This is a genomic window from Natronomonas marina, from assembly GCF_024298905.1.
GTDB classification, from domain to species: Archaea; Halobacteriota; Halobacteria; order Halobacteriales; family Haloarculaceae; genus Natronomonas; species Natronomonas marina.
This window is the reverse complement of record NZ_CP101154.1, coordinates 3229003-3253314: the sequence shown is the minus strand read 5'-3', so window position 1 is coordinate 3253314 and position 24312 is coordinate 3229003. Positions and strand designations below refer to the sequence as shown.

The window sequence follows — 24312 nt, the reverse complement described above, 5'->3', positions numbered from 1 at the left end:
TAGGTTTCAGCAGTCCTGCTGAATAGAAAGCGCGTATCTCTCACGGAATCCCGACGTTAAAGTGACAAAACGATGGTGGCGGAGAATCTATATTCAACGCTGGCCAGTCGTGTGAAGTTCAAACCGAGCACCGCCTGTGTCACTCTCAGTGACTGAGATCGTCCACCCGTGGGCCGCAACGATTTCCTCGACAATTGAAAGGCCGAACCCTGTTCCATCCTCGTTCGTGGTATAGCCGTGCTCGAACACCGCATCGCGGTCCGATTCCGGAATACCGGTCCCGTCGTCCGCGACGAAAAAACCCGTTATCGACCCCATCTCATCTGAGAGCGTGCCGACACGAATCCTGACTGGTCGGTCGTTGTGTTCGCCGGCGTTCCGAAAGAGGTTCTCGAAAACGTGTCGAAGACGGTCAACGTCGGCCTCAACTTCCACGTCATCCGGAACATCGACGTCGAGTTCGACGTCGTCACTACTGACGGCCGCCCAGCTGTCTTCGACGACCCCCGCCAGCAAAACGGGTTCGGCCTCCGCGACGCTTTCGCCCGCTCGTGACAGCGTCAGCAGGTCCTCGATCATCGTCTCCATCCGTTCGGCGCTCTTCTCGATGGGCTCGACGTCGTCCGCAGGGGCCTGTCCTCGAAGGAGTTCCGCCCGACCCTTGATCACGGTCAGTGGGTTCCGCAGATCGTGGCTCACCATACTGGCAAACCGGTCGAGTTTCTCGTTCGACCGTTCGAGATCGCGCTTCGTCGCTTCCAGTTCCCGCTCACGCTCTTTGCGCTCGGTGATGTCGCTGAAACGGACGACGTGCGCATCGACCCCGCCTCCAATGCCAGCCACTGGAGAGATCTGGACGTCGAAGACTCTGTCCCGGTCGCCAATGTGGCGCTGGTATTCGCGCCTTGCGTGGCCGTTTTGTTGACCTCGAATCTCACCTTCGTACGCTGGATAGACCGCCTCGACTGGCTTATCGATAACTGGTTCACCGCCGAATATCTCCCGGGCCTGCTGGTTTGCGTCGATGATCTGGCCCTCCTGATCGACCACGAGAAACCCATCTGCCATGGTTTCCAGGATGGTCCGTCTGGCGACGGGCACTGAGGTGAACAGTCCGAACCTGAACACCGCGACGTAAACGATGATTCCGGTCACGGCGAAGCCGAGCGACGCGAATGACACCTGAAACCCGAAACTGTTCTGGAGGGCGTTGCTTCCGATGGTGGCCGTGTAGCCGACGACGAGTAACAGTGCTTGGCCGCGAAACTGCCCGACGCGAATCGAGCGGAGGAATCGAAGACTGATGAGTGCCGTTCCGAGTAGTACGACCCCGTATCCGTATGCGAGAATGAGCCACCAGCCGGTCCGTTTGTCGGCGGCCATAATCACCAGTGAGAGCTCCTCACGCATCCGTACGTTCGCAAAGAACAGCTCCGGCTGCAGCACAAAGAGAACGGTCGCTATGGCAGGGGGCATGAAGAGCGCGGCAACGCGGGCGGGACTGAGCCATGTTTCTCGGTTCGTGTACTCGATCGCGAAGAGGAGTCCAAAAACGGCAGCCGAACTCCACATTGGCAGCTGCAATTGCGCCCACAAGAGGCTTCCTCCGGGCGTCGTGTCCCACAGTTGCAGCGCGTAGAAAACGTTGTACAGGCCCGTCGTGACGAGGTATCCTCCCAGCGGCGTCGCGCCGCGTGTGTCACGGTTATTGAACGCAAGGACAGCCAGACCGAACAGAATCCCTGCACCCCCAAAGAGCGGGATAAAAAAGAGAGTCCACTGTCCAACCATCAGTCAGTCATGTGGGCATACTGCTGTGAGTGTTATTGAAGTATCGGCCCGTGAGTCGAGCAACGTATCCAGACCGGTTGCCCCGAACCGACTCTGAGTATACCCTCTATATTCAGCAATCGGGATCTGACAGACTCTGAGTAAGTATCACGGGCCCTGCTGAATACAGAGCGCGAATGCAGCATTGTTCTTGGCGAGAGAAGCAAAGAAGTGAATCGGCCAGTACAGGGGGTTATAGCTATCGGTATTTGTAGAGGATGAATACAGCAGTGGCGGTCTGGACCTGCCGTTCTTGAAGTACAGCCTCTGCAACGATAGGTTTTTACAGCCATCCGTTTAGACGCTCTACCGTATGGATAACCCTGCTCTCCTCCGGCAAACGGTTCGCCGGTGTACAGCTATCCTTGTCGCAGCCATCGCGCTCACCGGTTTCATTCTCCACCCATCCGGTAACGGAGGTCTCTTACGCCTGATAGTACTGGGTGCCCTTCTGTACCTCGGCTTCGATTACTTCCCAATAATTGAAAGCTCTCAAAAGACAGTTGAAAACTCCGCAGAGTCGTCGACTGCAGATGAAACTCAAAAATAGCTAATTCAATACATCTGCAGACTCGTCCTCACGGCTGATTCATCGCAGGCACGTTGAAACGAACAGGGGCAATCTGCTGCATCCACGCTCTATATCGGCCAGACCGTTTCTGACAGCAGCTGAGTAGGTCTGCAGCGGCCTTCTGAATAGAGGGCGCGAATGCAGCATGAGATGAGTACGGTCACATCGGAGAATTCGTGATCAGTTCTCTTTCTCCCGGTAGGCGGCCGCATAGAGCGCAAGTGCGGAGAGAATCGTCACAACCGCTGCACCGAACATCACACCTGAAAACAGTCCATCGGTCGTTGCTGCAGCAGCGAACATAACTGCAGCACTGCCAGCGACGACGCCTGCCTGCTGTGTCCTGTTCCCACTCTCTGTCTGGAGGACCATACTCTCCACTAGCGGGGCCCGATAATAAATTCAGCAACCGAATTTCTGCTACCTGCAAACGCACAATGGGTACAAGTGACTGAGACAATGGATAACATCAACCGTCCCTACCAGTGCCGTATATGCTCTTTATCGGTCAGGCTGTTTCTGCCATCAGGTGAATAGGGTTGCAGAGGTCTGCTGCATAGAGGGCGCGAATGTGGCATGCCAAGAGAGCGGACACCGGAGAAGATCGGATCGGTCGATGTAGACTAGAAATATATCGATTGGATTGTATTCGATTATTCAGTGAGTGGACTGTTCTACCTGTGTATCTGGTCTATCCTGTAGCCTATGCTGCCCCAGATCGGGAGATGGACAGCGAGATGCAGTCCAGCCGGCGGAGAAAAGTTTTTCAAGTACAAATTACGAGTGCAGAGCGTCATGGTAGCCAGGCTGGACCGAGTGGTGCGGCTGTACGGTCGATACGGACCGACACGGTTGCCGCTCGGGGACCGACAGGACGTCGGGGCCGGCTACAGTATGGCCGCCGGTGTCCTCGCCGGTGGAATCGTGTTTGCTCCGGTGAGTACGCTGGTTTCGGGTACGGTGGGTTCCGCAGGGGTGATTCTGTCTGCGACCCCGGTGTACATCGCCACGGGATTCGTGGTCGGGGCGCTCACATGGCGCTCCCTGCCGGCGAGTGTCCCATACTACAGTGCCGTCGCAGCGTTGGTCACGGTCGCCGGAAACTACCTTGCCGGAACTGCCGTGTGGTTGCTACTGGCTCCGGTGTACGGCTACCAGTTTTTGAACCCATACGGGGGAGTTGACCCGCCGACCTCGCTCACCGAGTTCCTCGGAGCGTTCTTTGAGCTGTACCCCCTTACCATCTTGGTAGTGGTCGTGTGGACGATCTGGATAGCCGTCCCACTCAGCCTCGTTTTCAGCTACGTCTACGAGCACAGTCGTAGCGGAGCATAGCCGATACATTCGCAAGCGCGTTCTCACAGCTGATTCACCGCAGAGTGGTTGGAATGAACAGAGCCCGTCTGCTGAACTCAGCCTCTATATTCAGCAATCGGGATCTGACAGACTCTGAGTAAGTATCACGGGCCCTGCTGAATACAGAGCGCGTATCTCGCATAGGGTCATTTTCTAATTCGATCAGAGGCGACCGGTCAAGACAGTACATCAAAATATTAGTCAAATCGGATATGACGATCTTGTTGGGATGGATTATCAAAAGGCCGCGGAATATTCCGCATCTCTATTTGTTCTGGTAGCCGGTGTAATAATCCTCACTAACCCAGTATTAGGCTACTCACAATCGCTTCCGGGTAGTGCATTTGAATGGACGTTTGGGGGGCTTCTCTTAGCTAGCGGCCTGTTGCTATACCAGCTCGGGGCAAGTACCGAATAAATCTGCGCACATTCGTCCAACGCCTGTTTTGCTACTAGCGAGGCGAAATAGACTGCGGCCAACTGCTGCATCCACCCTCTATATTCAGCACGCCGTTCCTATCAGTTGGTCAGCTACCCACCGCTAAAGCGGTGGGCTTGTCAGTGGACATCCACTCCTTGGAAACGTGACTTACGTCACGCTCTGTAACGGAGAGGACCCCTGAAATAAAGGCCAGTTGACAAGTGGTCTTCCCAGACGAACACGTTTGGCTCGCTGGGAGCAACGAATCGAAAATATGCCGTAGCCCGATGTTCCGCGCCGCGTTATAATCAGCGTTCCACGACCGACCACACCCAACGCACTCGAACTGCTTTTCACCCCGATTCGAATCGCTCACCGTTCGACACTCGGTATGACTACACCCCTTGCTCGTATTCTTCGGGTTCACGTACACAACGCTAATCCCGTGTTCAGTCGCTTTGTACTCCGTGTACTCCTGCACACGCCCGAACAGCCACTGCTGGTACTTCGGCAGGTTGCTCATCCGCTTGCGAATCCCTTTCAGTTTCTCGAAGGCGATATGCGTCGAACGAGTGTCCAGTGCGTCTTCTATGATAGCATTCGAGACGAGGTGGGCGTACTCGTCAAACCACGCTGACTCAGTACCAGCTCGCTCGTGGAACCGAAGATACGCGCTCCGCGTTCCCGTTTGCTGTAGCTCGCCACGCAGTGCTTCGTACTGATCGCGTCGGTGGTTGAGGTAGTCAGCGTTGCCGTGGAAGCCGCCAGCACTCGTTACAGCCGTCCAGCCTTTGACATTAAGGTCCACGCCGAGGACACGACTCGTATCCTCATTGGGCGCGTTCGAAACCTCTCTGTTGACTCGTGCTGTCCAGTGCTGGTCGGAAAGCGCTCGTTTAACGCCGAGATGGAGCCAGTACTGCCCGTCCCGATAGGCAAGTTTGCTCGTCGTTAGCTCCCACTTCGTGGAGAGGACGTACTTGTCGTACAGCGTCCCGTCGAGATGTGACGGTGTTTGATACGCAAGCTCGACGGTTGCTTCCGCGGTTGCAAACCTCGCGTTGTGCTTGGAGAACGTACCAGCTCGGGTATCGTAGGTCATCACCCATGCCTCGCTGGTATCCCACGTTGGTTTGCTGATGCGCTCATCACGCTTCCATGCTTTCTTCGCTGCGCTCATCGCGTTGGTTACATCTTTGATGGCTTTCTGTACGAGATTTGCATGGAGCTCGTCGGTTTCTTCGCGGAGGTCGTGGTACAGAGCGTCTTCGACCTCGCTTTTCGAGGTTACGATGTCGTCAGGTTGCTTGGGATTCTGCCAGCAGTACTCGCGGGCTCGCTTGCGGCAGTGCTGGTATTTCTCGACGGTTCGGTGGAAGCGTTCGTGCTCATCGCTCGTCGGTGTTTCAAGCGGGAGGATGAGCGTTCTGTTCGCGTCCACCACTAGTTAGTTGTTAGACATCCGGAAATTTAAATTACTCGGATGTCAGGCTGCTGTACCACGGCTTCTCTGTGTCAATTGTGTCGGCTTCCTCCCACGGCTAAAGCCGTGGGCTTCCGCCTTGTACCGCTGTGAGGGTTTCAACGGGGCGGAAGAGTCGAAAGCGGTGTCGGCGCCCTCGGTTCGGGCGTTCGAGTGTCGTCGTCAGGCGTTCGTGTTCGGCGTCCACTCCTCGCAGGCGTCCATGTCGTCCATCAACTCGCCGTGGTAGCCGCAGTACGGCGCCATGCCGTCGTCGGTGCGGACGTACTGGAAGTGCTGGCAGTTGCCGCAGTAGGTGTCCCCGAGGGGCCGGGAGGGTTCGTCGGTGAGGAACTCCGCGTCGTCGGTCGTTGCGCCGCCGTCGGTGACGCCGGGCGAGGCATCGGGCGAACGGGTCGACGCCGACCGCGAGCGGTCCGACGACCGGCGGGAGGAGTCGCCGCGGTTCGTCTGCGTCTCGACGTCGCCGTCGGGCGTTCCCCCGAGCAGGCCGATGCCGCCGAGCCGTCCGCGGAGGTCGTCGTTGGACACCTCGACAATGCGGGTCTCGCCCTCCTTCGTGATTTCGAGTTTGACGGTGCCGCCGGGGTCGTTGCGCGCCTTGAAGTTGGCGACGGCGACGAACAGACACCACGACGTGACGAGCGTCCCCAGGAAGTACACCGACGCGACGACGAGCGTCATCGAACTGTTGCCGGAGCCGGTGACCCAGTCGGTCGGATAGGCGCCGTGGAACAGGACGACGCCGACGACGCAGATGGCGCCGCCGACGAACGCGGCGACGCGGATCTTCCGCGAGGTGCGCGGAATCGCGGTCATGGTCCCCAAAAGTACCGCCGGGAACCCGACCCCGCCGAGGACGCCCGCGACCCGGCGGGCCTCGAACACGTCGAGGCCGAACCGACTCCCGACGCCGGTGGCCGCCGTGACGATACCTGCAACGAGTAGGACCGCGCCGACCCCGAACAGCGCGACACCGGCGTACAGCCGCCGGAGGCCGGCCCCGTTGCCTCCCTCGTAGACCTCCGTGAGGCTAGCCATACGGGCGTGTTCCGTCCCTATACATAAAACACTACGTCAGACGGACGCAAGACGCTGGACAAAAACGGGTCGTCACCGTACTCACGCCGGCGACGCTCACTCCTCGGGCGAGCGAATCGCGGCCTCGGCCGCCTCGAGCGCCGCCTCGCGGTCGAATGCCTCGACGACGGCGTCCAGTTCCGCCTCGTCGGCGCCGGCCAGCGAGCGGGCGTGCTCGGTCATGTTCGGCAGCGCGCGGATGAGGTTGTCCACGACGGGCACCGTCGCGGTCCGTGCCGACCGGCTCAGCGGATTGAGGTCGATTACGATTTCGGTCGTGTCCATCTCGGCCAGCGCCTCGGCACGGTCGCCGTCCTCCAGCGGGACGAGCACCACGTCGGCGCTGCCGATGCCGTCGGCGTCGACCTTCGCACGCTCGTGGTCCAGCCCCGGGATGCGGCCGTCGGCGGCCAGCCCCAGCACCTCCTCGGCGCCGTGCTCGCGGAGGTGGTCGGCGATGCGCTCCATCCGCGCCTCGGTCCGGTTGAAGAGGTTGACCTCCAGCGCCGCGCCGGTGGCCGCGGCCAGTTCGACGGTCTCCTCGGGCGCCAGCGCGGCCACGTTGCCGTTGACCGACAGCACCGGGTGGTCCGCACGGAGGAGGTGGGCGGCGGCGGCCCGCTCGGCGGCGTCGGCGCTCGGAATCGTCCGCTCGCCGAGCAGGTAGTCGTAGGCCTCGCCGCGGCCCTGGGCGATGAGGCCCTGTTTCGAGGTGATGCCCGCCTCGACGCCCTCCTCGATGCGGTGTCGCAGGAGTAGCGACTCGTAGCGGGGGTGCGACTCCGGCACGTCGACGTCGCTCATACCGGTCGGTGGGCGACGGGCGATGAAAAGCGTCCCGTTCTCGGCAGGGCCGCGGCGCTCACAGCGGGCCGGCGTCGCCGAACACCCACAGCGCCACCCGTGCTGCCGGCACCAGGAGGAGTCCGAGCGCGACCGTCCCGGCGACGGCCCGGGCTTCGAGACGTCCGACCGGGCCCTCGTAGCGCCACAACTGGAGTCCGACGAACGCGGCGGCGACGACGCCGCTGCCGACGATCATGAACGACGGCCGCAGAGCGGCCGGTAGAGCGGATTGCCCGCTCGGGGCCGCGAACTCCGCACCGAGGCCGATGGCACCGACGGCGGCCGCTGCCAGCACGTAGGCGACGCCGGCCCCGACGTGCCGGAGGGCCGTCGACGCCGACGGCGCCCCCCGAGTCGCTTGCGGGGACGCGTAGCTCCCGGCGCCCGCGTACAGCAGCGGGAGTGTCCCGACCCCGACGGCGACGGCGTACGGGAAGGCCGACGTGACCGCGAGCACGAGCACGGCCGCGGTGATGGCGTACGTTCTCGGCGACAGATCGAGTATCAGCGGCGGGACGAACAGTGCGGCGGCCGCCACGAGGGTGAACAGACAGACAGGAACCGAGTACGGACGGAACCGTTGGAGACGGGCGGATGGATTCGACACGAGCGCCGTGTTTTCGGGGGGCTGCCAAGTGTCTTTCCGATGATTTCGGGACCGAAGCGGTGTATCAGACCATCCCCTCGAGGCGCTCGCGGTAGCGGTCGGCGAAGGCCTCGGCGTCGCCGGCGTCGAAGACCGACCGCTCGAAGCGGAAGCCGAGGTGGAGTCGGTCGCCGACCGTGAGGACGCCGACCGACAGCGGCGTCGGCGGCCAGCAGGGCGGCGTCAGCCACGGCCGCAGGAGGTCCCCGTCCGGCAGCCCGCCCGGTTCGGGCACCCGCCCGAGGTTCGACAGCACCGCCGTGTCGAGCAGCGGTTCGCCCGGCCCGAACACCTGCGGCGCGACGCGTCGCCGGACCGCCGGCGGCGCCACCGCCGAAAAGAGGTGCCACCACTCCAGGTAGCCGAACTGTCGGTCGGCGGCCTTGATCCGGTCGGTGCGGTCGGCGACCCGTTCGAGCGCCGTCGCCTGATCCCGACGGTGTCGCGGTCCCGTGTCCACGCTGTCGAACAGCGTGTACATCCCCACGCCGTCGTAGAACCGTCCCTCGGGCCGAACGTTCGTCGGCATCAGCAGGCTGATTCGGTCGGCCGGGGCGCCGCGGGCGGCGTTCCAGCGGTCGACCGTCAGATGCAGCGCCGCCAGCAGGACGTCGTTGACGGTGACGCCCGCCGGCCGGTCGGCGACCAGTCGCGCCGTAGCGTCGGCGTCGAGGTGGCGGTCGGCGAACCACCAGCCGGTCCACGCCGACCCGGACGGGCCGCTGCCGACCGGCCTCGCGGGCGAATCGAGGAAGTACCCGAGCCGTCGCGCCGTCGACCCGAGCAGGCGGAGCCGCCGGGCCGCCCCCCGCGGACGGACGCCGTCGAGCACCTCGCGGGGGGTCCCCTCGAGGGTCGCGGCCGTCGGCTCCTCGCCACGGTAGGCGGCCAGCAGTGCCTGGAACACCCGGAAGACGCCGATGCCGTCCATCGAGACGTGGCTGGCGCACGCACAGAGCCGGTCGCCGCCGGCCTCGCCGTCGCCGCGGATCACGAGCAGCGACAGCGGTGGCTCGACGGCCAGGTCGAACCGCTTGCCGTAGAAGCGGCGCCGGACCGCAGCGAGGTCGGCGTCGTCGCCGTCGACGACCTCGACCGGAATTTCGGGAGGCGCGTCCGGGAGGACCCACTCGTAGGGCGGGTCGCCGTCGACCGGGCGGAGGCGCGCCTTCGCCGCCGGGTACGTCCCGCAGGCGGTCCGGGCGGCCGCCGCGAGGCGCTCGGCGTCGAGCGTCGCCGTCGTCGCGGCCTCGAACTGGACGTTCCACGGCGTGTGGCTCCGCTCGACCTCGATGACGGCCTCCTGGAGGCGCGTGACCGGGTAGCGTCTCACGGCCGTCGGGTCAGGTGGGCGCCGGCCACCGACACCTCGCAGCGTTCGGCGTCGTAGCCGGCGTCGGAGAGACCGGTGTCGAGCGCGAAGACCGTCTCGCCGAGCATCGCCATCGAGGCCTCGCCGCCCGCCTCGGAGACGTCCTCGACGACCTCGCGGATCTCGGGCGTCAGCAGGTCGGCCTCGCGGGCGAACGTCCGGGAGACCTGCATGAACGTCTCCAGGGTGGGCTCGGCGACCAGGGCCGACAGCGCCTGGCGGCCGGCCTCGGTCAGCGCCGCCGTCTCGCCGTCGAGAACCGCCTCGGTCGACAGTTCCCCAAGCGGGAGGTACTCGACGTCGCAGGTCGCGGGGATGCCGTCCAAGGCGCCGTGGGCGGGCGCGCCGGGTTCGAGCCGGACCGGGAAGCCGCCGCGGGCCTGTGCGACCACGTCGCCGAGGCCGGTCCCGGCCTGGACCTCCGCGCCGTGGGCGATGGTGACCAGTTCGTTCTCCGAGAGCCCGCGGCCGAACACCTCGTTTGCGGCCAGCGCCGTCCCGAGGGCGGCGGCGCCGGAGATGCCGAACCCCGACGCCACCGGTAGGTCGGTCTCGACGACGACGTGGGCGGTCGACCGCAGCGCGCCGAGCACCCGGTCGACGGACTCGATGTCGCACTCCTCGCCGTTCAACTCGACCCCGTCGCCGGGTTCGAGCCGGACCGTCACCCCCTCCGAGAGCGCGACGCCGGCGCCACGCGACCCCGCCTTCGTCGGGTCGTCGTCCGCGTGGGCGGTGAAGAAGCCGGTCACATGCCCCGGAACGAACGCTACCGCCTCTGTCATGCACCGGCCTCCGGGACCCGGCCGGTTAAGCGTTGCTCGACGGTCGCCGGTCGCTGTCGTTCGGCCGGAAGAACAACCGTTTTGTTCCGCCTGCCGAAACACCCGGACAGTGACCAGCCGTGCCCGAGGACCCACCAGACCGTCGTGACGACGCGGGACCGCTTCTCGTCCCCGTCGGCGAGTCGGTCACGCTGCGACAGACCGTCGCCTACGCGGTCCGCGAGGCGCTCGCGGGCGCCGGCGAGATACACTTCGTCGCCCCCGTCGCCTGGCACGACATCGGCGACGTCGGCGCGGACGTCCGCGAGGAGACCGAGGCGCTCCTCGAACGGGTCGCCGTCTGGGCCGACGAGGACGCCGACGACGCCCTCGACGTCGAGACGGCCATCGTCGGCGCCGACGAGTACCTCTTCGGCCCCGACGACTACGCGCGCGTCCTCGCGGCCTACGCCGACGACCACGGCATCGACCGGGTCGTCGTCGACCCCGAGTACAGCCCCGGCGGGAACGTGCCGATACTCCAGCCGATGGAGGCGTCGCTGGAAGAGGCCGGTCTGACCGTCGAGGAGGCGCCCGTCGGGCGGGCGACCCGCCGCGAGCGACTCCTCCGCCGCGGCGGCGCGCTCCAGTTCGTGACGCTTTTCGGCATCTCCTATCTCTTCTATCACCTCCTGAGCGGCTTCACGCTGACGAACTTCGACCTCGTGACCGGCGTTGCGACCGCGACGCTCGTTGCGACGATGCTGCACCGAATCACGTTCAGCGACCGCGTCCGGCTCCCGTCGCTCGCCCGGCAACTGCTCCGCCTCGGGATTTACACGCCGTACCTCCTCTACGAGATCGTCAAGTCGAACCTGCTGGTATCGTACGCCATCCTCCACCCCGAGTTGCCCATCGAACCGCGGATGACCGAAGTCGAGTGTGCGCTGTGGGGCGCGATGCCGGTGACGACGCTGGCCAACAGCATCACCCTCACGCCGGGCACGCTCACCGTCCGCGTTCGCGGCCGCGGGATGAAGATTCACACGCTCCTGCCGGCGGCCCGCGAGGGGCTGTTCGACGGCGCCCTCGAACGCGGCGTCCGGTTCGTCTTCTACGGCCGGCGTGCGCTCGCCATCGCAACCCCACGAGAGCGCGGCGACTGCCGGATACTCGACGAGGAGGGTGACGGTGAATGATCGTCGAGGACGCCCTGCTTTTGGCGGCGGCCGCACTGGTCGTCCTCGCCGTCGTCGTGCTGTACCGGGCGGTCCGCGGCCCGACGATGCAGGACCGCGTCGTCGCGGTCAACGTCCTCGGGACCAAGACCGTCGTCATCCTCGCGCTGCTGTCGGCCGCGCTGGACGTGCCCTACTTCCTCGACATCGCGCTGGTGTACGCCCTGTTGAACTTCGTGATGGCCGTCGCCATATCGAAGTTCACCGTCGACCGCGGGGGGGTGATGTAGCGTGACGCCGCTGGAGGTGGCCATCGTCGCGCTGCTCGTCGGTGGGGTCTTCTTCACGTTCGTCACCGCCGTCGGCGTCATCCGGTTGCCGGACGTCTACGCCCGCGCCCACACGGCGAGTCAGACCGACACCCTCGGTGCCGGCCTGCTGCTCGTGGGGGTCGCCCTGGCGATCGGCCTCGAGACGACGACCATCAAGACGGCCCTCCTTTTGGCGTTCGTCTTCATCACGAACCCGACGGCGGCCCACGCCATCGCCCGGGCCGCCGACGAGGAGGGCATCGAACCCTGGAGGGAGGACCAATGATCGAGTACGTCGCCTTCGCGCTGGCGGCCTTCGTCGTCACGGCCGCCCTCGCCACCGCCTTCCTCCGGGACGTGCTGGCGGCCATCATCGTCTTCGCCGCCTACAGCCTCGGGATGGCGCTGCTGTACACGCTCCTTCTGGCGCCCGACGTCGGCCTGACGGAGGCGGTCATCGGCGCCGGCGTGACGACGGTGCTGTTGCTCCTGACCATCGCCAAAACCGTCCGGCCACCCGACGACCGGACGCTGGAGCGGCCCGACCCGCGGGCGCTGCTGGCCTGCGGCGCGCTGGCCGTCGTCTTCGGACTGACGCTGCCCGGCCTGCCGGCGGTCGGCGACCCCTCGGCGCCCATCATCTCCTACGAACCCGTCACTGGCCACTACCTCGAGAACGCCTACCCGGAGACGGGCGTCAAGAACGCCGTCACGGCGGTGCTGGCGGCCTACCGTGGCTTCGACACCTTCGGCGAGGCGACCGTCGTCTTCGCCGCCGGCGTCGCCGTGCTGGTCGTCCTCCGGCGGGAGGTGTTCACATGAGCGACGAGGAGGCGCCGCGGCCGAACCGCGGCACGTACACCGAAAGCGAGGTCATCATGAGCACCGTCCGGGTCGTCACGCCGTTCGTGCTCACGTTCGGTCTCTGGGTCACCTTCCACGGCGCTGACTCGCCCGGCGGTGGCTTCCAGGGCGGCGCCCTCGTCGGGACCGTCGTGCTAATGCTGGCCTTCGCGTTCGGCATCGACGCCACCCGGCGGTGGCTCGGCCGTCAGGCCGTCACCCTCGTCGCCTGTCTCGGCCTGGTCGTCTTCGCCGCCATCGGCTTCGGCAGTGTCCTCCTCGGCGGCGAGTTCCTCCAGTACACCGTCTACCCGCTGACGAAGTCGACCAAGTACGGCATCGAGGCCGTCGAGATCGGCGGCATCGCGCTGATCGTCGGCGGCGTCATCGTGGGGCTGTTCTTCCTGACGGCCGCCGGCCCGGGAGGTGAGGAGGCGTGATCGAGGTGCTTGCGACCCGGTGGGCCTACGCCACGTTCGTCGTCGTGATGGTCGCCGGTCTCTACATGATGATAGCCAACGCCAACCTCGTCAAGAAGGTCATCGGCCTGAACCTCTTCCAGAGCGCTATCTTCCTGTTCTTCATCGCCTCGGCGTACGTCGACGGCGCGAAACCGGCCATCGTGAGCCCGGACGGCGGCGGCGGGCCCTACGTCAGCCCGCTGCCGCACGTCATCGTGCTGACCGCCATCGTCGTCGGCGTCAGCCTCACCGCGGTGGCGCTGGCGCTCATCGTCCGCATCCACGAGGAGTACGGCACCGTCGACGAGTCCGTCCTCCGGGAGGTGTCCGATGACTGACGTCGTGTTGCCGCTGCTCATCGCCGTGCCCATCCTGGCGGCCGTGCTGCCGCTGCTCTTGAGCCTCAAGACCACCGAAACGGGGTGGTACGTCGCCGCGGCGACCTGTCTCGTCGAGGCGGGGCTGGCGGCCGTCCTCGTCCGGGCCGTCTACGCCGACGGCCGCCTCAGCCACTACGTCGGCGACTACGCCCCGCCCCACGGCATCGAACTCGTCGGCGACGGCCTCTCGGCGCCCGTGGTCGGCCTGATCGCCGTCGTCGCACTCGGCGTCGTCGCCTACGCGTACACCGCCGGCCCTCGCCGGAACAGTTTCTACAGCGCCTACCTCCTGCTCGTCGGCGGCCTGATGGGCGTCTCCGTCACCGGCGACCTGTTCAACATGTTCGTCTTCCTCGAGATAACCGGTCTGGCGACGTACGCGCTGGTCGCGGCCGACCGCTCCGGCGAGTCGGCCGTCGCGGCGCTGAAGTACCTCATCCTCGGGACCACCGGCGCCTCGCTGTTCCTCATCGGCGTCGGCTACGCCTTCATCGCGACCGGGACGCTCAACATGGTCGACCTCTCCCGGCAACTGGCCGGGGCCGGCGGCGGGGCGGCGCTGTACAGCTCCCGCGTCGTGCTCGCCTCGTTCGGCTTCATCGTCGTCGGCCTGGGGCTGAAGGCGGCGGTCTTCCCGCTGCACACCTGGCAACCGGACGCCTACACCTACTCGCCGGACACCGTGACGGCGTTCATCTCGGCACTGGCCTCGACGGTGGCCGCCTACGCCATCGGTCGGGTCGTGCTGACGGTCTACACCCTCTCGTTCTTCGAGGCGGCGCCGCTGGCGCGGGCGGCCGTGCTCGCCTTCGCGTCCGTCAGCGTGCTGGCCGGCAGCGCGCTGGCGGTCGTCCAGACCGAAATCAAGCGCATGCTGGCGTACTCGTCGGTGTCGCAGTTCGGCCTCGTGATCGCCGGCTTCGCGCTGGCGACGCCGGACGCGGTGCTGGGCGCCGTCGTCCACCTCGTCGGCCACGGCCTGATGAAGGGTGGTCTCTTCGCCGCGACGGCCATCCTCGCCGCCAGACACGGCGCCCGCACCGTCGACGACTACGCCCGCCTGGGCTACCGCTCGCCGGTCGTCGCCGGCGTCGTCGGCGTCCTCGGCGTCGCGCTGGTGGGGGTGCCGCCCTCCATCGGCTTCCTCGGCAAGTGGTACATCGCGGTCGGCGCCGTCCGCGCCGAGGCCTGGCCCGTCGCTGTCGTCGTCTTCCTCTCGACGATGCTGACGCTGGCCTACGTCGCCCGCCTGCTAGAGCGGCTCTACTTCGCGCCGCCTGAAGCCGCCTCGTCGGCGCCGTCCGGCGCCGACGCCGTCGCCGACGGTGGCGAGGCCCCCGACTCGCGGGCACCCGAGGCCGTCTCGGCGGGGATGGTCGCCGTCGTCGTCCTGGCGGCGCTCGTCGTCGTCGCGCTGGGCTTCTCGACGGGCGTCTTCGAGACGTTCCTCGACCCCGTCCTCGGAGGTGTCTTCCAGTGACCGAAATCGCAGACCCACGACCCATCGCGGCCGTCCTGGTATCGGTGTTCGGAACGCTCGCCATATTGGCGGCCCACCGCCGGCCGAACCTCCGGGAGGCAACCACGCTGACCGTCGCGCTCGTCAAGTTCGGCCTCGTCGCCAGCATGGTACCCGGCGTGCTGGACGGCGACGTCTACGTCTGGTCGCTCGGCACGTTCGTCGAGGGGTTCGGCGACGGCATCGCCTTCGCGCTCCGGGCGGACCCGCTCGGCATCCTCTTTGCGATGCTGGCCAGCCTGCTGTGGATCATCACGTCGCTGTACAGCATCGGCTACATGCGCGGCCTCGAGGAACACGGCCAGACGCGGTACTTCGCCTCGTTTGCGATGAGCCTCAGCGCCGCCGTCGGCGTCGCCTTCGCCTCGAACCTGGTCGTCCTGTTCGTCTTCTACGAGGTACTGACCGTCGCCACCTACCCGCTCGTCGCCCACGACGAGACCGAGGAGGCCCGCACCGCCGGCCGGAAGTACATCGCCTACACCTTCGGCGGCGGCGTCGCGGTGCTGGCCGGCACCGTCTTCGTCTACTGGCTGACCGGCACCGTCGCGTTCACGCCGGGCGGCATCGAGGCGCTGGCGACGGCCGACCCCGCCGCGGCGCGGGCCGCCTTCGCCCTCCTGATCGCGGGCTTCGGCGTCAAGGCCGGCCTGATGCCGCTGCACTCGTGGCTCCCGGACGCGATGGTCGCACCCACCCCGGTCTCCGGGTTGCTGCACGCCGTCGCCGTCGTCAAGTCGGGTGTCTTCGGCGTCTCGCGGGTCGTCCTGGACGTCTACGGTCCCGAGACGGTCGGCGCGCTCGGTCTCGGCCTGCCGCTCGCGGTCGTCGCCACCGTCACGCTGCTCGCCGCCAGCGTCATCGCCCTGCGGAAGGACCACCTCAAACAGCGCCTCGCCTACTCGACGGTGAGCCAGCTCTCCTACATCGTCCTCGGCCTCGCCATCCTCAGCCCCGACTCCATCACCGGCGGCCTCCTGCACATCCCTGCCCACGCGTTCATGAAGCTCACGCTGTTCTTCTGTGCTGGCATCATCCACGTCGAGACCCACACCGACCACATCAGCGAGATGGCCGGCATCGGCAAGCGGATGCCGGTGACGATGGCGGCCTTCGCCGTCGCCGCGGCCGGCATGGCCGGCATCCCGCTGGTGGCCGGCTTCGTCTCGAAGTTCTACCTGCTGGTCGGCACCGTCGAGACGGGCGAGTACGTCTTCGCCGTCGCCCTGCTCGTCTCGGGCGTCCTCAACATCGCGTACTTCTGGCCCGTCGTCTACCAGGCGTTCTTCGAGAGCGAGGACGCCCACGACGCCAAGCCGCTCGTGGCGGCGCCCATCGGCGGCCAGCGCCGCTCCATCCTCCCGAAGACGGACGGTGGCGTCCCCGACGACGAGGACGGAGACGAGGGAGCCGGGGAAGCGGACGCGACCGACGACGCGCCGGTCGAGGACGCCGAGAGCGACGGCGAGACCGACGACGGGAGCGACGAAGACGGCGACCTCGACGTCGACCCCGAGGAGGTCGGCCGCCCCGACTTCAGCGGCGAGAGCGTCGAGCGGGACTACAGCGAGCCGGCACCGCTCGTCGACGGCGAGTACGCGGTCGACGAGCATCCGAGCGACCACACCGTCCCCGAGGATGAGGTCGACGAGGACGGCGAGGGCGGCGCCGAGAGCGTCGACGCCGACGAGACGCCGACCGCGGCCGACGAGCACGGCGTCGCACACGACCAGCCCGCCCACGTCCGCGACGCACACGTCCACGACGACCACCACGAGGGACCGCCGCCGGGCGGCTGGGAGCGCCGCGGCTGGCTCGGCGGTGAGAGCACCTGGTTCATGCTCGGACCCATCCTGGCGGCGATGGTCGGGTCGGTCGTCCTCGGGCTGGTGCCGTCGGCGGCGGTGTTCCTCAGGCTCGTCGACGCCATCGTCCGGGCGGCGCTGACCGTGGGGGTGGTGGCCTGATGGTCCTGGAGTCGATTCCGCCGTTCGTGCCCGTCCTCGTGGCGGCCGCCGTCGCGGCCGTCGCGCCCCGGAAGGTCGGTCACGCCGTCGGCTTCCTGGCGACGGTCGGCGTCGCCGTCGGCTCGCTGCTCGTCGCGTCGGGCACCCACCTCCCGATGCGGCTGTTCGGCTTCGAGACGGTGCTGTACCAGGTCGACGACTTCTCGCGGATGATGGGCGTCATCTTCGGGCTCATCGGTGCCGCGGCGGTCGCCTACGCCCACGCCAGCGAGGCCGACGGCCGCATGACGGCGGCGGCGCTGGGCTACGTCGGCACGAGCCTCGGCGCCGTCTTCGCCGGCGACTGGCTGACGCTGGTGTTCTTCTGGGAACTGATGGCCGTCACCAGCACGCTGCTCGTGTGGCACTACGGGGGGCGTGCGGTCCGGACGGGCTTCCGGTACGCGATGGCCCACGGCATCGGCGGCAGTCTCGTGCTGGCGGCGGTCGTCTGGCAGTACGCCGCCGAGGGGTCGTTCCTCTTCGGCGCCAACGGCACCGCGGGCGTGGCCGGTCCCGTCGCGCCCGCGCTGATGGCGGTCGGCATCGGCGTCAACGTCGGGTTCATCGGCCTGCACACCTGGCTGCCGGACACCTACCCGAGCCCCCACGTCGCCGCCAGCGTCTTCCTCTGCGTCTACACCACGAAGACCGGCGTCTACGCGATGTTCCGGGCGTTCCCGGACGGCCACCTCTGGATCGCCTACATGGGCGGCGCGATGGCCGTCTTCGGCGCCGGGATGGCGCTGCTCCAGGAGGACATGCGCCGCCTCCTCTCCTATCACATCATCTCGCAGGTCGGCTACATGGTCGCCGGCGTCGGCATCCCGACGACGCTTGCGACCGCCGGCGCCTTCGGCCACGTCTTCAACCACATCCTCTACAAGGCGCTGCTCTTCATGTCCATCGGCGTCGTCATCTACAGGACCGGCGTCGAGGACATCACCGAGGTCGGGGGCCTCTGGCGCGTGATGCCGGTCACCTTCGTCTCGTACCTGCTCGGCGCCGCGGCCATCTCGGGTGTGCCCGGCTTCAACGGCTTCGTCAGCAAGGGCATCGTCATCGCCGAGGCCCACAAGAGCATGAGCACGTTCGTCATCGGCTCGAAGTCGATGCCGCTCGGCGGCGAGGACCTGCTGTGGTGGCTCCTCATCGTCGGTGGCGTCGGCACCTTCATGTCGTTCATCAAACTCGGTTACTACGTGTTCTTCCACGGCCCGGCCACCATCGACCCCGACGACGCGAGGGTCGGCCAGGCCGTCCCGATGCTCGTCGTCGGCGGCCTCTGTCTCGCGCTGGGCCTCCTGCCCGGCACCCTCTTCGAGGTGCTGCCGAACACCGCCACCATCGTCGAGAAGTACACCACCTACACCGTCCCGCACGTCGTCGAGGGCGTCGTGCTCGGCGTCGCCGGCTTCGTCGGCTTCTTCGCGCTGAAGACGCCACTCTCGAAGGCCACCTGGATTCCGGACGTCGACCGACTCATCAACCCCGCGTTCTTCTACGGCGGGAAGGCTCTCGTCGTCGCCGTCACGGAGACGTGGGCCGCCGTCGACCGCGCCGTCGTCGCCGTCGCCTCGGGGGCGACGCGGGCCGGCGCCGACCCCGGCCGGTTCGCCTACCGGGCCGCCGACCGCATCCCCGGCGTCGAGGCCGACGCGAGAGCGAACGGCGGCCGCCCCGGGACGCTGGACCTCCGCATCTCGATGGGCACGAGCGTGTTTCTCATCGTGGCGTCGTTGACCGCGGCGCTGGTCGTGCTGCTCGTGCTCTGACAGTCACTCGTCGACGACGGTGGCCGACAGGTCCTCGTCGAGTTCGACCGCGATTGAGTCGCCGTTCATCTCCATCCGTGCCCGCCCCCGGCCAGTGAAGCGGACCCGGCCGGTGTACTCCGACGGCAGCGGCGCCGGAGACGAGCCTGCAGACGGCCTGCCGGTCCCCGTTTCACGGACGACACCCGGCGGTTCCTCACCACTCGCCGAGGTTCACGACCGGAGGCAGGTCCGTCGGGTCCGGGACCCACTCCGAGAGTGAATCTACCCGGTCGGCGATTTCGTGGGTGGCCATCGTGTCGTCGCCGTAGTACAGTATCGAGACGTCTGGTCCCGTTTCGAGGGCGAGGAAGTCCGAATCGTGGCTCAGAACCAGGTACCCGTTCCGCCGTGCGAACGCAAGTATCGTCCGGTCGTCGACGCCCTCCTCGAGGACCGCGTGTACGTGCGCTGCGGAGTGACCGTTTTCGCGGAGGGTCGCCGCGACCCGTGGACTCGTGTTCTCGTCGACGAGAACGCTATAGCCCATCCGCGTCCTCGTCGGCCTCGAGTTCCCGGACCGACTTCGCCCCGGCCTCCCTCGCACGCCGCTCGCGCTCCCGTCGCCGGCGCTCTGCGGCTTCCATCTCGTCGGGATGGGTGTGATAGTACTGGAGCGCCGCGTACACGGACGCGATGTCGAGGTCGAACCGTTCGGCGACCTCCTCGGCCGGCTTGCCGGCTTCCTCGACGAGCCCCTGAATCCGCCGGACGGTCACCCGCCGCCCCTCGATGTGCGGCTCGTCGTGAAGCTCGGTGGTGATGGTGACGGCCGACTGCGCCATGGACGCTCTACGTCGTGAACGTACAAAAACCCGGTCCCGGGAGACGCTCCCTTCTCGAACGCCACGAGCACCCGTGCGGGGGCCCGCGTCGCCTACGGCGACAGCCAGCGGTTTCGCCTACGGGCTCAACCGCTGCCTGTCCTGCGAGACTCGCCTGCTCGCGGCTCCCGTCGGTCGCCGCTCGCCGGTTCCGAGGCGTTCGCTCCGCTCACGCCTCGCCCCGCTCGTCTCGCTGGCTCCCAACGTCTTCGCCCTACGGGCTCAGACGTTGGCGATCCCGCGGGAACGCCGTGAGACTCACTCCGTTCGTCTCACGAGCACCCGCTCGACAGCCAGCGGTTTCGCCTACGGGCTCAACCGCTGCCTGTCTCGCGGGAACAGCACCGCCTCCCGGATGTTGTCGAGGTCCAGCATCGTCATGATGAGGCGCTCGGCGCCCAGTCCCCAGCCGGCGTGCGGCGGCATGCCGTACTTGAACATCTTGGTGTAGTACTCGAAGGCCTCGGGGTCCAGCCCCTGCTGTTCGAAGCCCTCGATGAGGTGCTCGCGGCGGTGCTCACGCTGGCCACCCGAGACCAGTTCCATCCGGGGGTGCATCATGTCGAAGCCGGTCGAGCGCTCGCCGTCGTCGTGATCCATGATGTAGAAGGGCTTGATCTCGGCGGGCCAGTCGGTGATGAAGTAGTGGCCGCCGACGTCGTCGCCCAGCGCGCGCTCGGCCTCCGTCGGCAGGTCGTCGCCCCACACGAGCTGTTCGTCCAGTTCGCCCGTAGCGTTGATGCGCTCGATGGCCTCCTCGTAGGAGATGCGGGGGAACGGCGTCTCCGGCGGCTCGAACTCCTCGGCGATGCCGAGTGCCTCGAGCTGGTCGGCGCAGTTGTCGGCGACGGCCTCGTAGGCGGAGACGACCACCGACTCGCAGACGTCCATCGCCTCGGTGTGGTCGCAGAAGGCGCCCTCGAAGTCGATGGAAGTGGCCTCGTTGAGGTGGCGCGGAGTGTTGTGCTCCTCGGCCCGGAAGATGGGACCGATCTCGAAGACCCGCTCGATGTTCGAGCCCGCCACGAGCTGCTTGAACAGCTGCGGGCTCTGGTTCATGAATGCCTCCTGACCGAAGTAGGTGATGGGGAAGAGTTCGGTGCCGCCCTCCGTCCCCGTCGCGACGATTTTCGGCGTGTTGATTTCGGTGGCGTCGGCGTCGCGGAACGCCTCCCGGACCGCGCGCAGCACCTCGGCGCGAATCTCGAAGACGGCCTGGCCCTCCTCGCGGCGGAGGTCCAGCGTCCGGTTGTCCAGCCGGGTCGACAGTTCGGCCTCGACCTTCCCGCTGGGGTCCAGCGGCAACTCGGTGTCGGCCGCCGCGATGACCTCGACGGACTCGGGAACGACCTCGACGCCGGTCGGAGCGCGCTCCTCCTCCTCGACGGTGCCGGTCACCGAGACGACCGACTCGCGGGCGGCGTTCAGGCCCGTCTCGACCAGTTCGTCGTCCATCTCCTCTTTCTCGAACTTCACCTGAATCCGGCCGGTCGTGTCCCGGAGGATGAGGAAGGCGATGCCACCGAGGTCACGGACCTCGTGGACCCACCCGGCGACCGTTACGTCGTCGCCCGGGGCGGCGTCCGCCGTGTACGTGCGGTTCTCCATACCTCGGATTCAGGGGGCCGACCCTTAAGCCCCACTTTTCGGGGTCGCTGGCGGGCGTCGGTCGTCGCCGGCGTTCCCGAACGGACTCGGAAGCCCCGTTCGAACCCGGCTCGGCCGGGTACTCGCCCACCCCCACCGTTTATTCTCGTCCGGCGCACTGGGGGCTGCATGTACGAACGCATCCTCGTCCCGACCGACGGGAGCGACCACAGCGACCTGGCCGCCGAACAGGCGATGGACCTCGCCAGAGGGGTTCGGCGCGACGGTCCACGCGCTGTTCGTCGTCGACCAGGCGGGGCCGAGCGGCCACTGGGACTTCCCGGTCGAGAACCAGGAAGCAATCGGCGAGGCGGCCCTGGATGCCGTGGTCGAACTGGGCGACGAGCGCGGCGTCGACGTCGAGCGCCACCTCCGGCGCGGGACGCCCAGCGAGGAGATCGTCGACGCCGCCGCCGACTACGCGGTCGACCTCATCGTCATGGGGACGCAGGGCCGGACCGGCTTTTCCCGCATCGCCACCGCCGGAAGCACGACGGAACGCGTGGTCAGACTGACGGCGATCCCGACGCTCGTGGTCGGCGGTGCGGGCGTCGGGGATGCGTGAGACCGGACCCCGAGTCTGACGGGCTGGCATCCTCCCTTCGACCGATTTCCACGGCCTGCATCGACCGGTTCGGCCGAGGGGAACCGAAGTCATCCGGATACGTTCTGGACTAAGAGGGTGAGTCGGCCGTCAGGACGAGCCTGTGTATCGAGCGGCCGATTCACCCCTTGGAAACTGAAACGAGCCCGCCACGTACACGGCGACGAGCATCCGCCGAGCGGGGCCTTCGAAGAAGGCCCCCGAGGCGGTTCCCGGCGCCGACCGCAGGGAGGCGCCGTAGCGCGCCCGGACTGGAGGCGAGCCGAAGGCTCGCCGAAAGGAGTACGCGCGCATATTTTCCCCACGTTTTTGCCGACCCGGCGGCTCTGCCGCCGGGTCGTGTAAAAAGTGGGCTTTATCCGTCGACGGGCTCGGCCTTCGCGTCCCGTGCGCCCTCGACGGTCTCGCGGACGGCGTCGACCCCCTCGTCGTGGACCAGGTCGCCGACGATGACCGTGTCGGCGTGCTTGCCCATCTCGAAGGCGGACTCGTAGTCGCCGATGCCGCCGCCGTAGAAGACGGCGGCCTCCTCGACGGCGTCGGCCGCGGCCTGCACGATTTCGGGGTCGCCGTAGGTGCCCGAGTACTCGACGTAGATGATCTCCTGGCCGAACATCTGCTCTGCGACCTCGGCGTAGGCGGCCACCTCGTCGGCCTCGAGGTCGCAGTCCGCCTGGGTGTACTCGGCGACCGACGAGTCGGGATTGAGGACGATGTACGCCTCGGTGAAGGTGTGGTCCCAGCTGATGTCGTCGTCGAGGCGGGCCCACTCCTTGTGGGCGCCGGTGGTCCAGAAGACGTCGCCGGCGTTCAGCACGACCGGGATGAGGTAGCCGTCCAGCCCCTCGCGGTGGACGACCGATGCGACGTTCGACGGCTCGATGTAGACGGGGACGTCGTGGGCCGTCGTCGCCTCGACGACCCGGGCCATCTTCGCCTCGGTCATGCCGGTCGTGCCGCCGATCTCGAGGGCGTCGGTCCCCGTCGCACAGACGTCCTCGAACGTCTCGCCCTCCCGAAGCGTCTTGTCGGGGTCGATTTTGACGATGTGGTCCCAGTCGGACCAGGGCGCGCTCATACCCGCCTCAAGCCCGCCGGTGGCTAAAACGGCTTCGGCTTCACGATTCGGCGGGTACCGTCACGTTCCGGCTGTAACGCACCCGCTCGTCCTCGTAGCTCAACTCGACGGTCGTGTTGTAGATGGCCGTCGTCGTGTAGGGGTGGCCGTCGGAGGGGCTCTCGTGGTAGATGTCGTCGTCCTCGAGGCTCCCGCCGATCAGCGCGAGCAGCAGGTCCACGAGCGCGTCGACCACGCTGTCGAGGAAGGTCCCGTACCGGTCCGCCAGCTCGCTCCGGAACGTCGATTCCTCTTTGTCGACGATGAACCCGTAGGTGCCCTCGACCTCGTCGGCGCCCGCGTAGTACAGGTCCCGGGAGGGCTGCCCCGAGAGGTTCCGGGTCGCCGGACAGGCAACCGGACCGTCCTCGCCGACCAGTTTCCCCTCGGAGACGAGGACATCGACGTGCTCGCCGCGGGCCGAGCACTCCGCCCGGACCGTCCCCGCCCCGCCGTCGAACTCGACGACGAAGGCGGTCACGTTGGTGCCGTCCTCGAGGAGGTAGAGCCGCCAGAAATCCCCGTCCCCGTCGGTGACGTCGCTCTCGGCCCAGAAGACCGTGCTCCCGGTGAGGGTCGTGTCCACGACGTCGACCAGCACCGTGACCAGCCCCGGATTCCGCTCTTCGAGCGACGACCGCGTGACGTTCATGCGGAAGTCCCTGACTGCGGTCCCGTTGGCGATGACCCAGTTCTTCTTGTCGCCGAGACCGAGCGGGTCGATCCGGAACGTCGGGAGAACCAGGGTCGTCACCTCGTCCAGCAGCGAGGATTTCGCGGGCATGAAGGTCCCCTCCTGGTCCTGTGAGACCCGGGTACCGTTCGTCGTGGCGGCGACCGCCGACCCCCACAGCACCCCGTTCTGGACGGCCTGGCCCTGCATCTCGCTGCTCCACCCCGAGACGTTCCCCCCGACGACCGCGTGCCGTTCGTCGTAGTCGTCGGTGTCGCTGTGGAAGTTGGCGACGTGGAGGGCCTGGCCGAGACGGTCCGCAGTCACCGGGTGGTCGGCCAGCGGTTGCGAGGACCGCGTTACCTCCCGGGTGGCGCGGTTCTCGGTATAAATGGCGCTGTTGACCACGACCGCTAGCCCGACGAACAGGGCGGCGAGTAGCAGCGCGGATATGAGGAGTATCTGGCCGCGCTCTCCGCTCGCCTTCGATTCGTGCACGGAGACCAGCTCGCCCGGAATATCAGAACGCGTGATATTTAAATCACCGGACAGATCACGGGCTGAGT

The 24312-nt window shown here is 66.7% G+C and carries 24 protein-coding genes; 11 read left to right on the top strand and 13 right to left on the bottom strand.

Annotation, left to right across the window (positions count from 1 at the left end; all coding sequences use genetic code 11):
- Positions 1 to 93: 93 nt before the first annotated feature.
- Both NLF94_RS17050 and NLF94_RS17045 read right to left on the bottom strand, forming a co-directional pair.
- The gene (locus NLF94_RS17050) at positions 94 to 1791 is read right to left on the bottom strand and encodes a sensor histidine kinase (RefSeq protein ID WP_254838834.1); all 1698 of its coding nucleotides are present in this window, start codon (positions 1789 to 1791) and stop codon (positions 94 to 96) included.
- A gap of 790 nt (positions 1792 to 2581) precedes the next feature.
- Positions 2582 to 2773, bottom strand: coding sequence for a hypothetical protein (locus NLF94_RS17045; protein ID WP_254838833.1), 192 nt, complete (start codon positions 2771 to 2773; stop codon positions 2582 to 2584).
- A gap of 423 nt (positions 2774 to 3196) precedes the next feature.
- Here NLF94_RS17045 and NLF94_RS17040 point away from each other — a divergent pair, with 423 nt between their 5' ends.
- Entirely contained in the window at positions 3197 to 3736 is a 540-nt protein-coding gene (locus tag NLF94_RS17040) for a hypothetical protein (RefSeq protein ID WP_254838832.1), read from the top strand.
- 548 nt (positions 3737 to 4284) lie between these two features.
- Here the strand turns inward: NLF94_RS17040 and NLF94_RS17035 are convergent.
- The 6 genes from NLF94_RS17035 to NLF94_RS17010 all read right to left on the bottom strand — a co-directional run bounded on the left by NLF94_RS17035 (position 4285) and on the right by NLF94_RS17010 (position 10390).
- A complete protein-coding gene (locus NLF94_RS17035) occupies positions 4285 to 5622 on the bottom strand; it encodes an RNA-guided endonuclease InsQ/TnpB family protein (RefSeq protein WP_254838831.1) in 1338 nt (445 codons plus the stop codon).
- Between the two features lie 201 nt (positions 5623 to 5823).
- On the bottom strand, positions 5824 to 6702 hold the full coding sequence (locus NLF94_RS17030; protein ID WP_254838830.1) for a cell division protein CdpA domain-containing protein: 879 nt from the start codon (positions 6700 to 6702) through the stop codon (positions 5824 to 5826).
- A 96-nt stretch (positions 6703 to 6798) separates the two neighbouring features.
- A complete protein-coding gene (locus tag NLF94_RS17025; RefSeq protein ID WP_254838829.1) occupies positions 6799 to 7545 on the bottom strand; it encodes a 4-phosphopantoate--beta-alanine ligase in 747 nt (248 codons plus the stop codon).
- 58 nt (positions 7546 to 7603) lie between these two features.
- Entirely contained in the window at positions 7604 to 8194 is a 591-nt protein-coding gene (locus NLF94_RS17020; RefSeq protein ID WP_254838828.1) for a hypothetical protein, read from the bottom strand.
- A 64-nt stretch (positions 8195 to 8258) separates the two neighbouring features.
- Positions 8259 to 9566 (bottom strand): hypothetical protein, encoded by a 1308-nt coding sequence (locus tag NLF94_RS17015; RefSeq protein ID WP_254838827.1) that lies wholly within the window; start codon positions 9564 to 9566, stop codon positions 8259 to 8261.
- Positions 9563 to 10390 (bottom strand): pantoate kinase, encoded by an 828-nt coding sequence (locus NLF94_RS17010; RefSeq protein WP_254838826.1) that lies wholly within the window; start codon positions 10388 to 10390, stop codon positions 9563 to 9565. Before NLF94_RS17010 ends, NLF94_RS17015 begins: the two co-directional genes overlap by 4 nt.
- Before the next feature lie 119 nt (positions 10391 to 10509).
- Between NLF94_RS17010 and NLF94_RS17005 the strand changes: the two genes are divergently transcribed.
- From NLF94_RS17005 to NLF94_RS16965, 9 genes are read left to right on the top strand one after another with little or no spacing between them, the layout of a single operon-like run.
- Positions 10510 to 11568, top strand: a complete 1059-nt coding sequence (locus tag NLF94_RS17005) for a monovalent cation/H+ antiporter subunit E (protein ID WP_254838825.1) — start codon at positions 10510 to 10512, stop codon at positions 11566 to 11568.
- Positions 11565 to 11837 carry a cation:proton antiporter gene (locus NLF94_RS17000; protein ID WP_254838824.1) on the top strand — a complete coding sequence of 91 codons (273 nt, stop codon included), beginning with the start codon at positions 11565 to 11567 and terminating at the stop codon, positions 11835 to 11837. The genes NLF94_RS17005 and NLF94_RS17000 overlap by 4 nt, the downstream gene beginning before the upstream one ends.
- Before the next feature lies 1 nt (position 11838).
- A complete protein-coding gene (gene mnhG, locus NLF94_RS16995) occupies positions 11839 to 12144 on the top strand; it encodes a monovalent cation/H(+) antiporter subunit G (protein ID WP_254838823.1) in 306 nt (101 codons plus the stop codon).
- Entirely contained in the window at positions 12144 to 12680 is a 537-nt protein-coding gene (locus NLF94_RS16990) for a DUF4040 domain-containing protein (RefSeq protein ID WP_434085402.1), read from the top strand. The genes mnhG and NLF94_RS16990 overlap by 1 nt, the downstream gene beginning before the upstream one ends.
- Positions 12677 to 13141, top strand: a complete 465-nt coding sequence (locus NLF94_RS16985; RefSeq protein ID WP_254838821.1) for an MnhB domain-containing protein — start codon at positions 12677 to 12679, stop codon at positions 13139 to 13141. The genes NLF94_RS16990 and NLF94_RS16985 overlap by 4 nt, the downstream gene beginning before the upstream one ends.
- Positions 13138 to 13500: a cation:proton antiporter subunit C gene (locus tag NLF94_RS16980; protein WP_254838820.1), complete on the top strand. Its 363-nt coding sequence runs from the start codon at positions 13138 to 13140 to the stop codon at positions 13498 to 13500. The genes NLF94_RS16985 and NLF94_RS16980 overlap by 4 nt, the downstream gene beginning before the upstream one ends.
- A complete protein-coding gene (locus tag NLF94_RS16975) occupies positions 13493 to 15022 on the top strand; it encodes a proton-conducting transporter transmembrane domain-containing protein (protein WP_254838819.1) in 1530 nt (509 codons plus the stop codon). The genes NLF94_RS16980 and NLF94_RS16975 overlap by 8 nt, the downstream gene beginning before the upstream one ends.
- Complete coding sequence (locus NLF94_RS16970) at positions 15019 to 17028, top strand: proton-conducting transporter transmembrane domain-containing protein (RefSeq protein ID WP_254838818.1); 2010 nt, start codon at positions 15019 to 15021, stop codon at positions 17026 to 17028. Before NLF94_RS16975 ends, NLF94_RS16970 begins: the two co-directional genes overlap by 4 nt.
- Positions 17028 to 18842, top strand: a complete 1815-nt coding sequence (locus NLF94_RS16965; protein WP_254838817.1) for a Na(+)/H(+) antiporter subunit D — start codon at positions 17028 to 17030, stop codon at positions 18840 to 18842. The genes NLF94_RS16970 and NLF94_RS16965 overlap by 1 nt, the downstream gene beginning before the upstream one ends.
- A 196-nt stretch (positions 18843 to 19038) precedes the next feature.
- Here the strand turns inward: NLF94_RS16965 and NLF94_RS16960 are convergent, their stop codons facing one another.
- The 3 genes from NLF94_RS16960 to aspS all read right to left on the bottom strand — a co-directional run bounded on the left by NLF94_RS16960 (position 19039) and on the right by aspS (position 21313).
- Positions 19039 to 19371 carry a DUF5615 family PIN-like protein gene (locus tag NLF94_RS16960; RefSeq protein ID WP_254838816.1) on the bottom strand — a complete coding sequence of 111 codons (333 nt, stop codon included), beginning with the start codon at positions 19369 to 19371 and terminating at the stop codon, positions 19039 to 19041.
- A complete protein-coding gene (locus tag NLF94_RS16955) occupies positions 19361 to 19666 on the bottom strand; it encodes a DUF433 domain-containing protein (RefSeq protein WP_254838815.1) in 306 nt (101 codons plus the stop codon). Before NLF94_RS16955 ends, NLF94_RS16960 begins: the two co-directional genes overlap by 11 nt.
- Positions 19667 to 20011: 345 nt before the next feature.
- Positions 20012 to 21313 carry an aspartate--tRNA(Asn) ligase gene (gene aspS / locus NLF94_RS16950; RefSeq protein WP_254838814.1) on the bottom strand — a complete coding sequence of 434 codons (1302 nt, stop codon included), beginning with the start codon at positions 21311 to 21313 and terminating at the stop codon, positions 20012 to 20014.
- 157 nt (positions 21314 to 21470) lie between these two features.
- On the opposite strand from aspS, the gene NLF94_RS16945 reads away from it, so the two are divergent.
- Complete coding sequence (locus NLF94_RS16945) at positions 21471 to 21917, top strand: universal stress protein (protein ID WP_256558755.1); 447 nt, start codon at positions 21471 to 21473, stop codon at positions 21915 to 21917.
- A gap of 394 nt (positions 21918 to 22311) precedes the next feature.
- Here the strand turns inward: NLF94_RS16945 and NLF94_RS16940 are convergent, their stop codons facing one another.
- The gene (locus NLF94_RS16940) at positions 22312 to 23034 is read right to left on the bottom strand and encodes a phosphoglycerol geranylgeranyltransferase (RefSeq protein WP_254838813.1); all 723 of its coding nucleotides are present in this window, start codon (positions 23032 to 23034) and stop codon (positions 22312 to 22314) included.
- Between the two features lie 40 nt (positions 23035 to 23074).
- Positions 23075 to 24244 (bottom strand): hypothetical protein, encoded by a 1170-nt coding sequence (locus tag NLF94_RS16935; RefSeq protein ID WP_254838812.1) that lies wholly within the window; start codon positions 24242 to 24244, stop codon positions 23075 to 23077.
- Positions 24245 to 24312 lie beyond the last annotated feature (68 nt).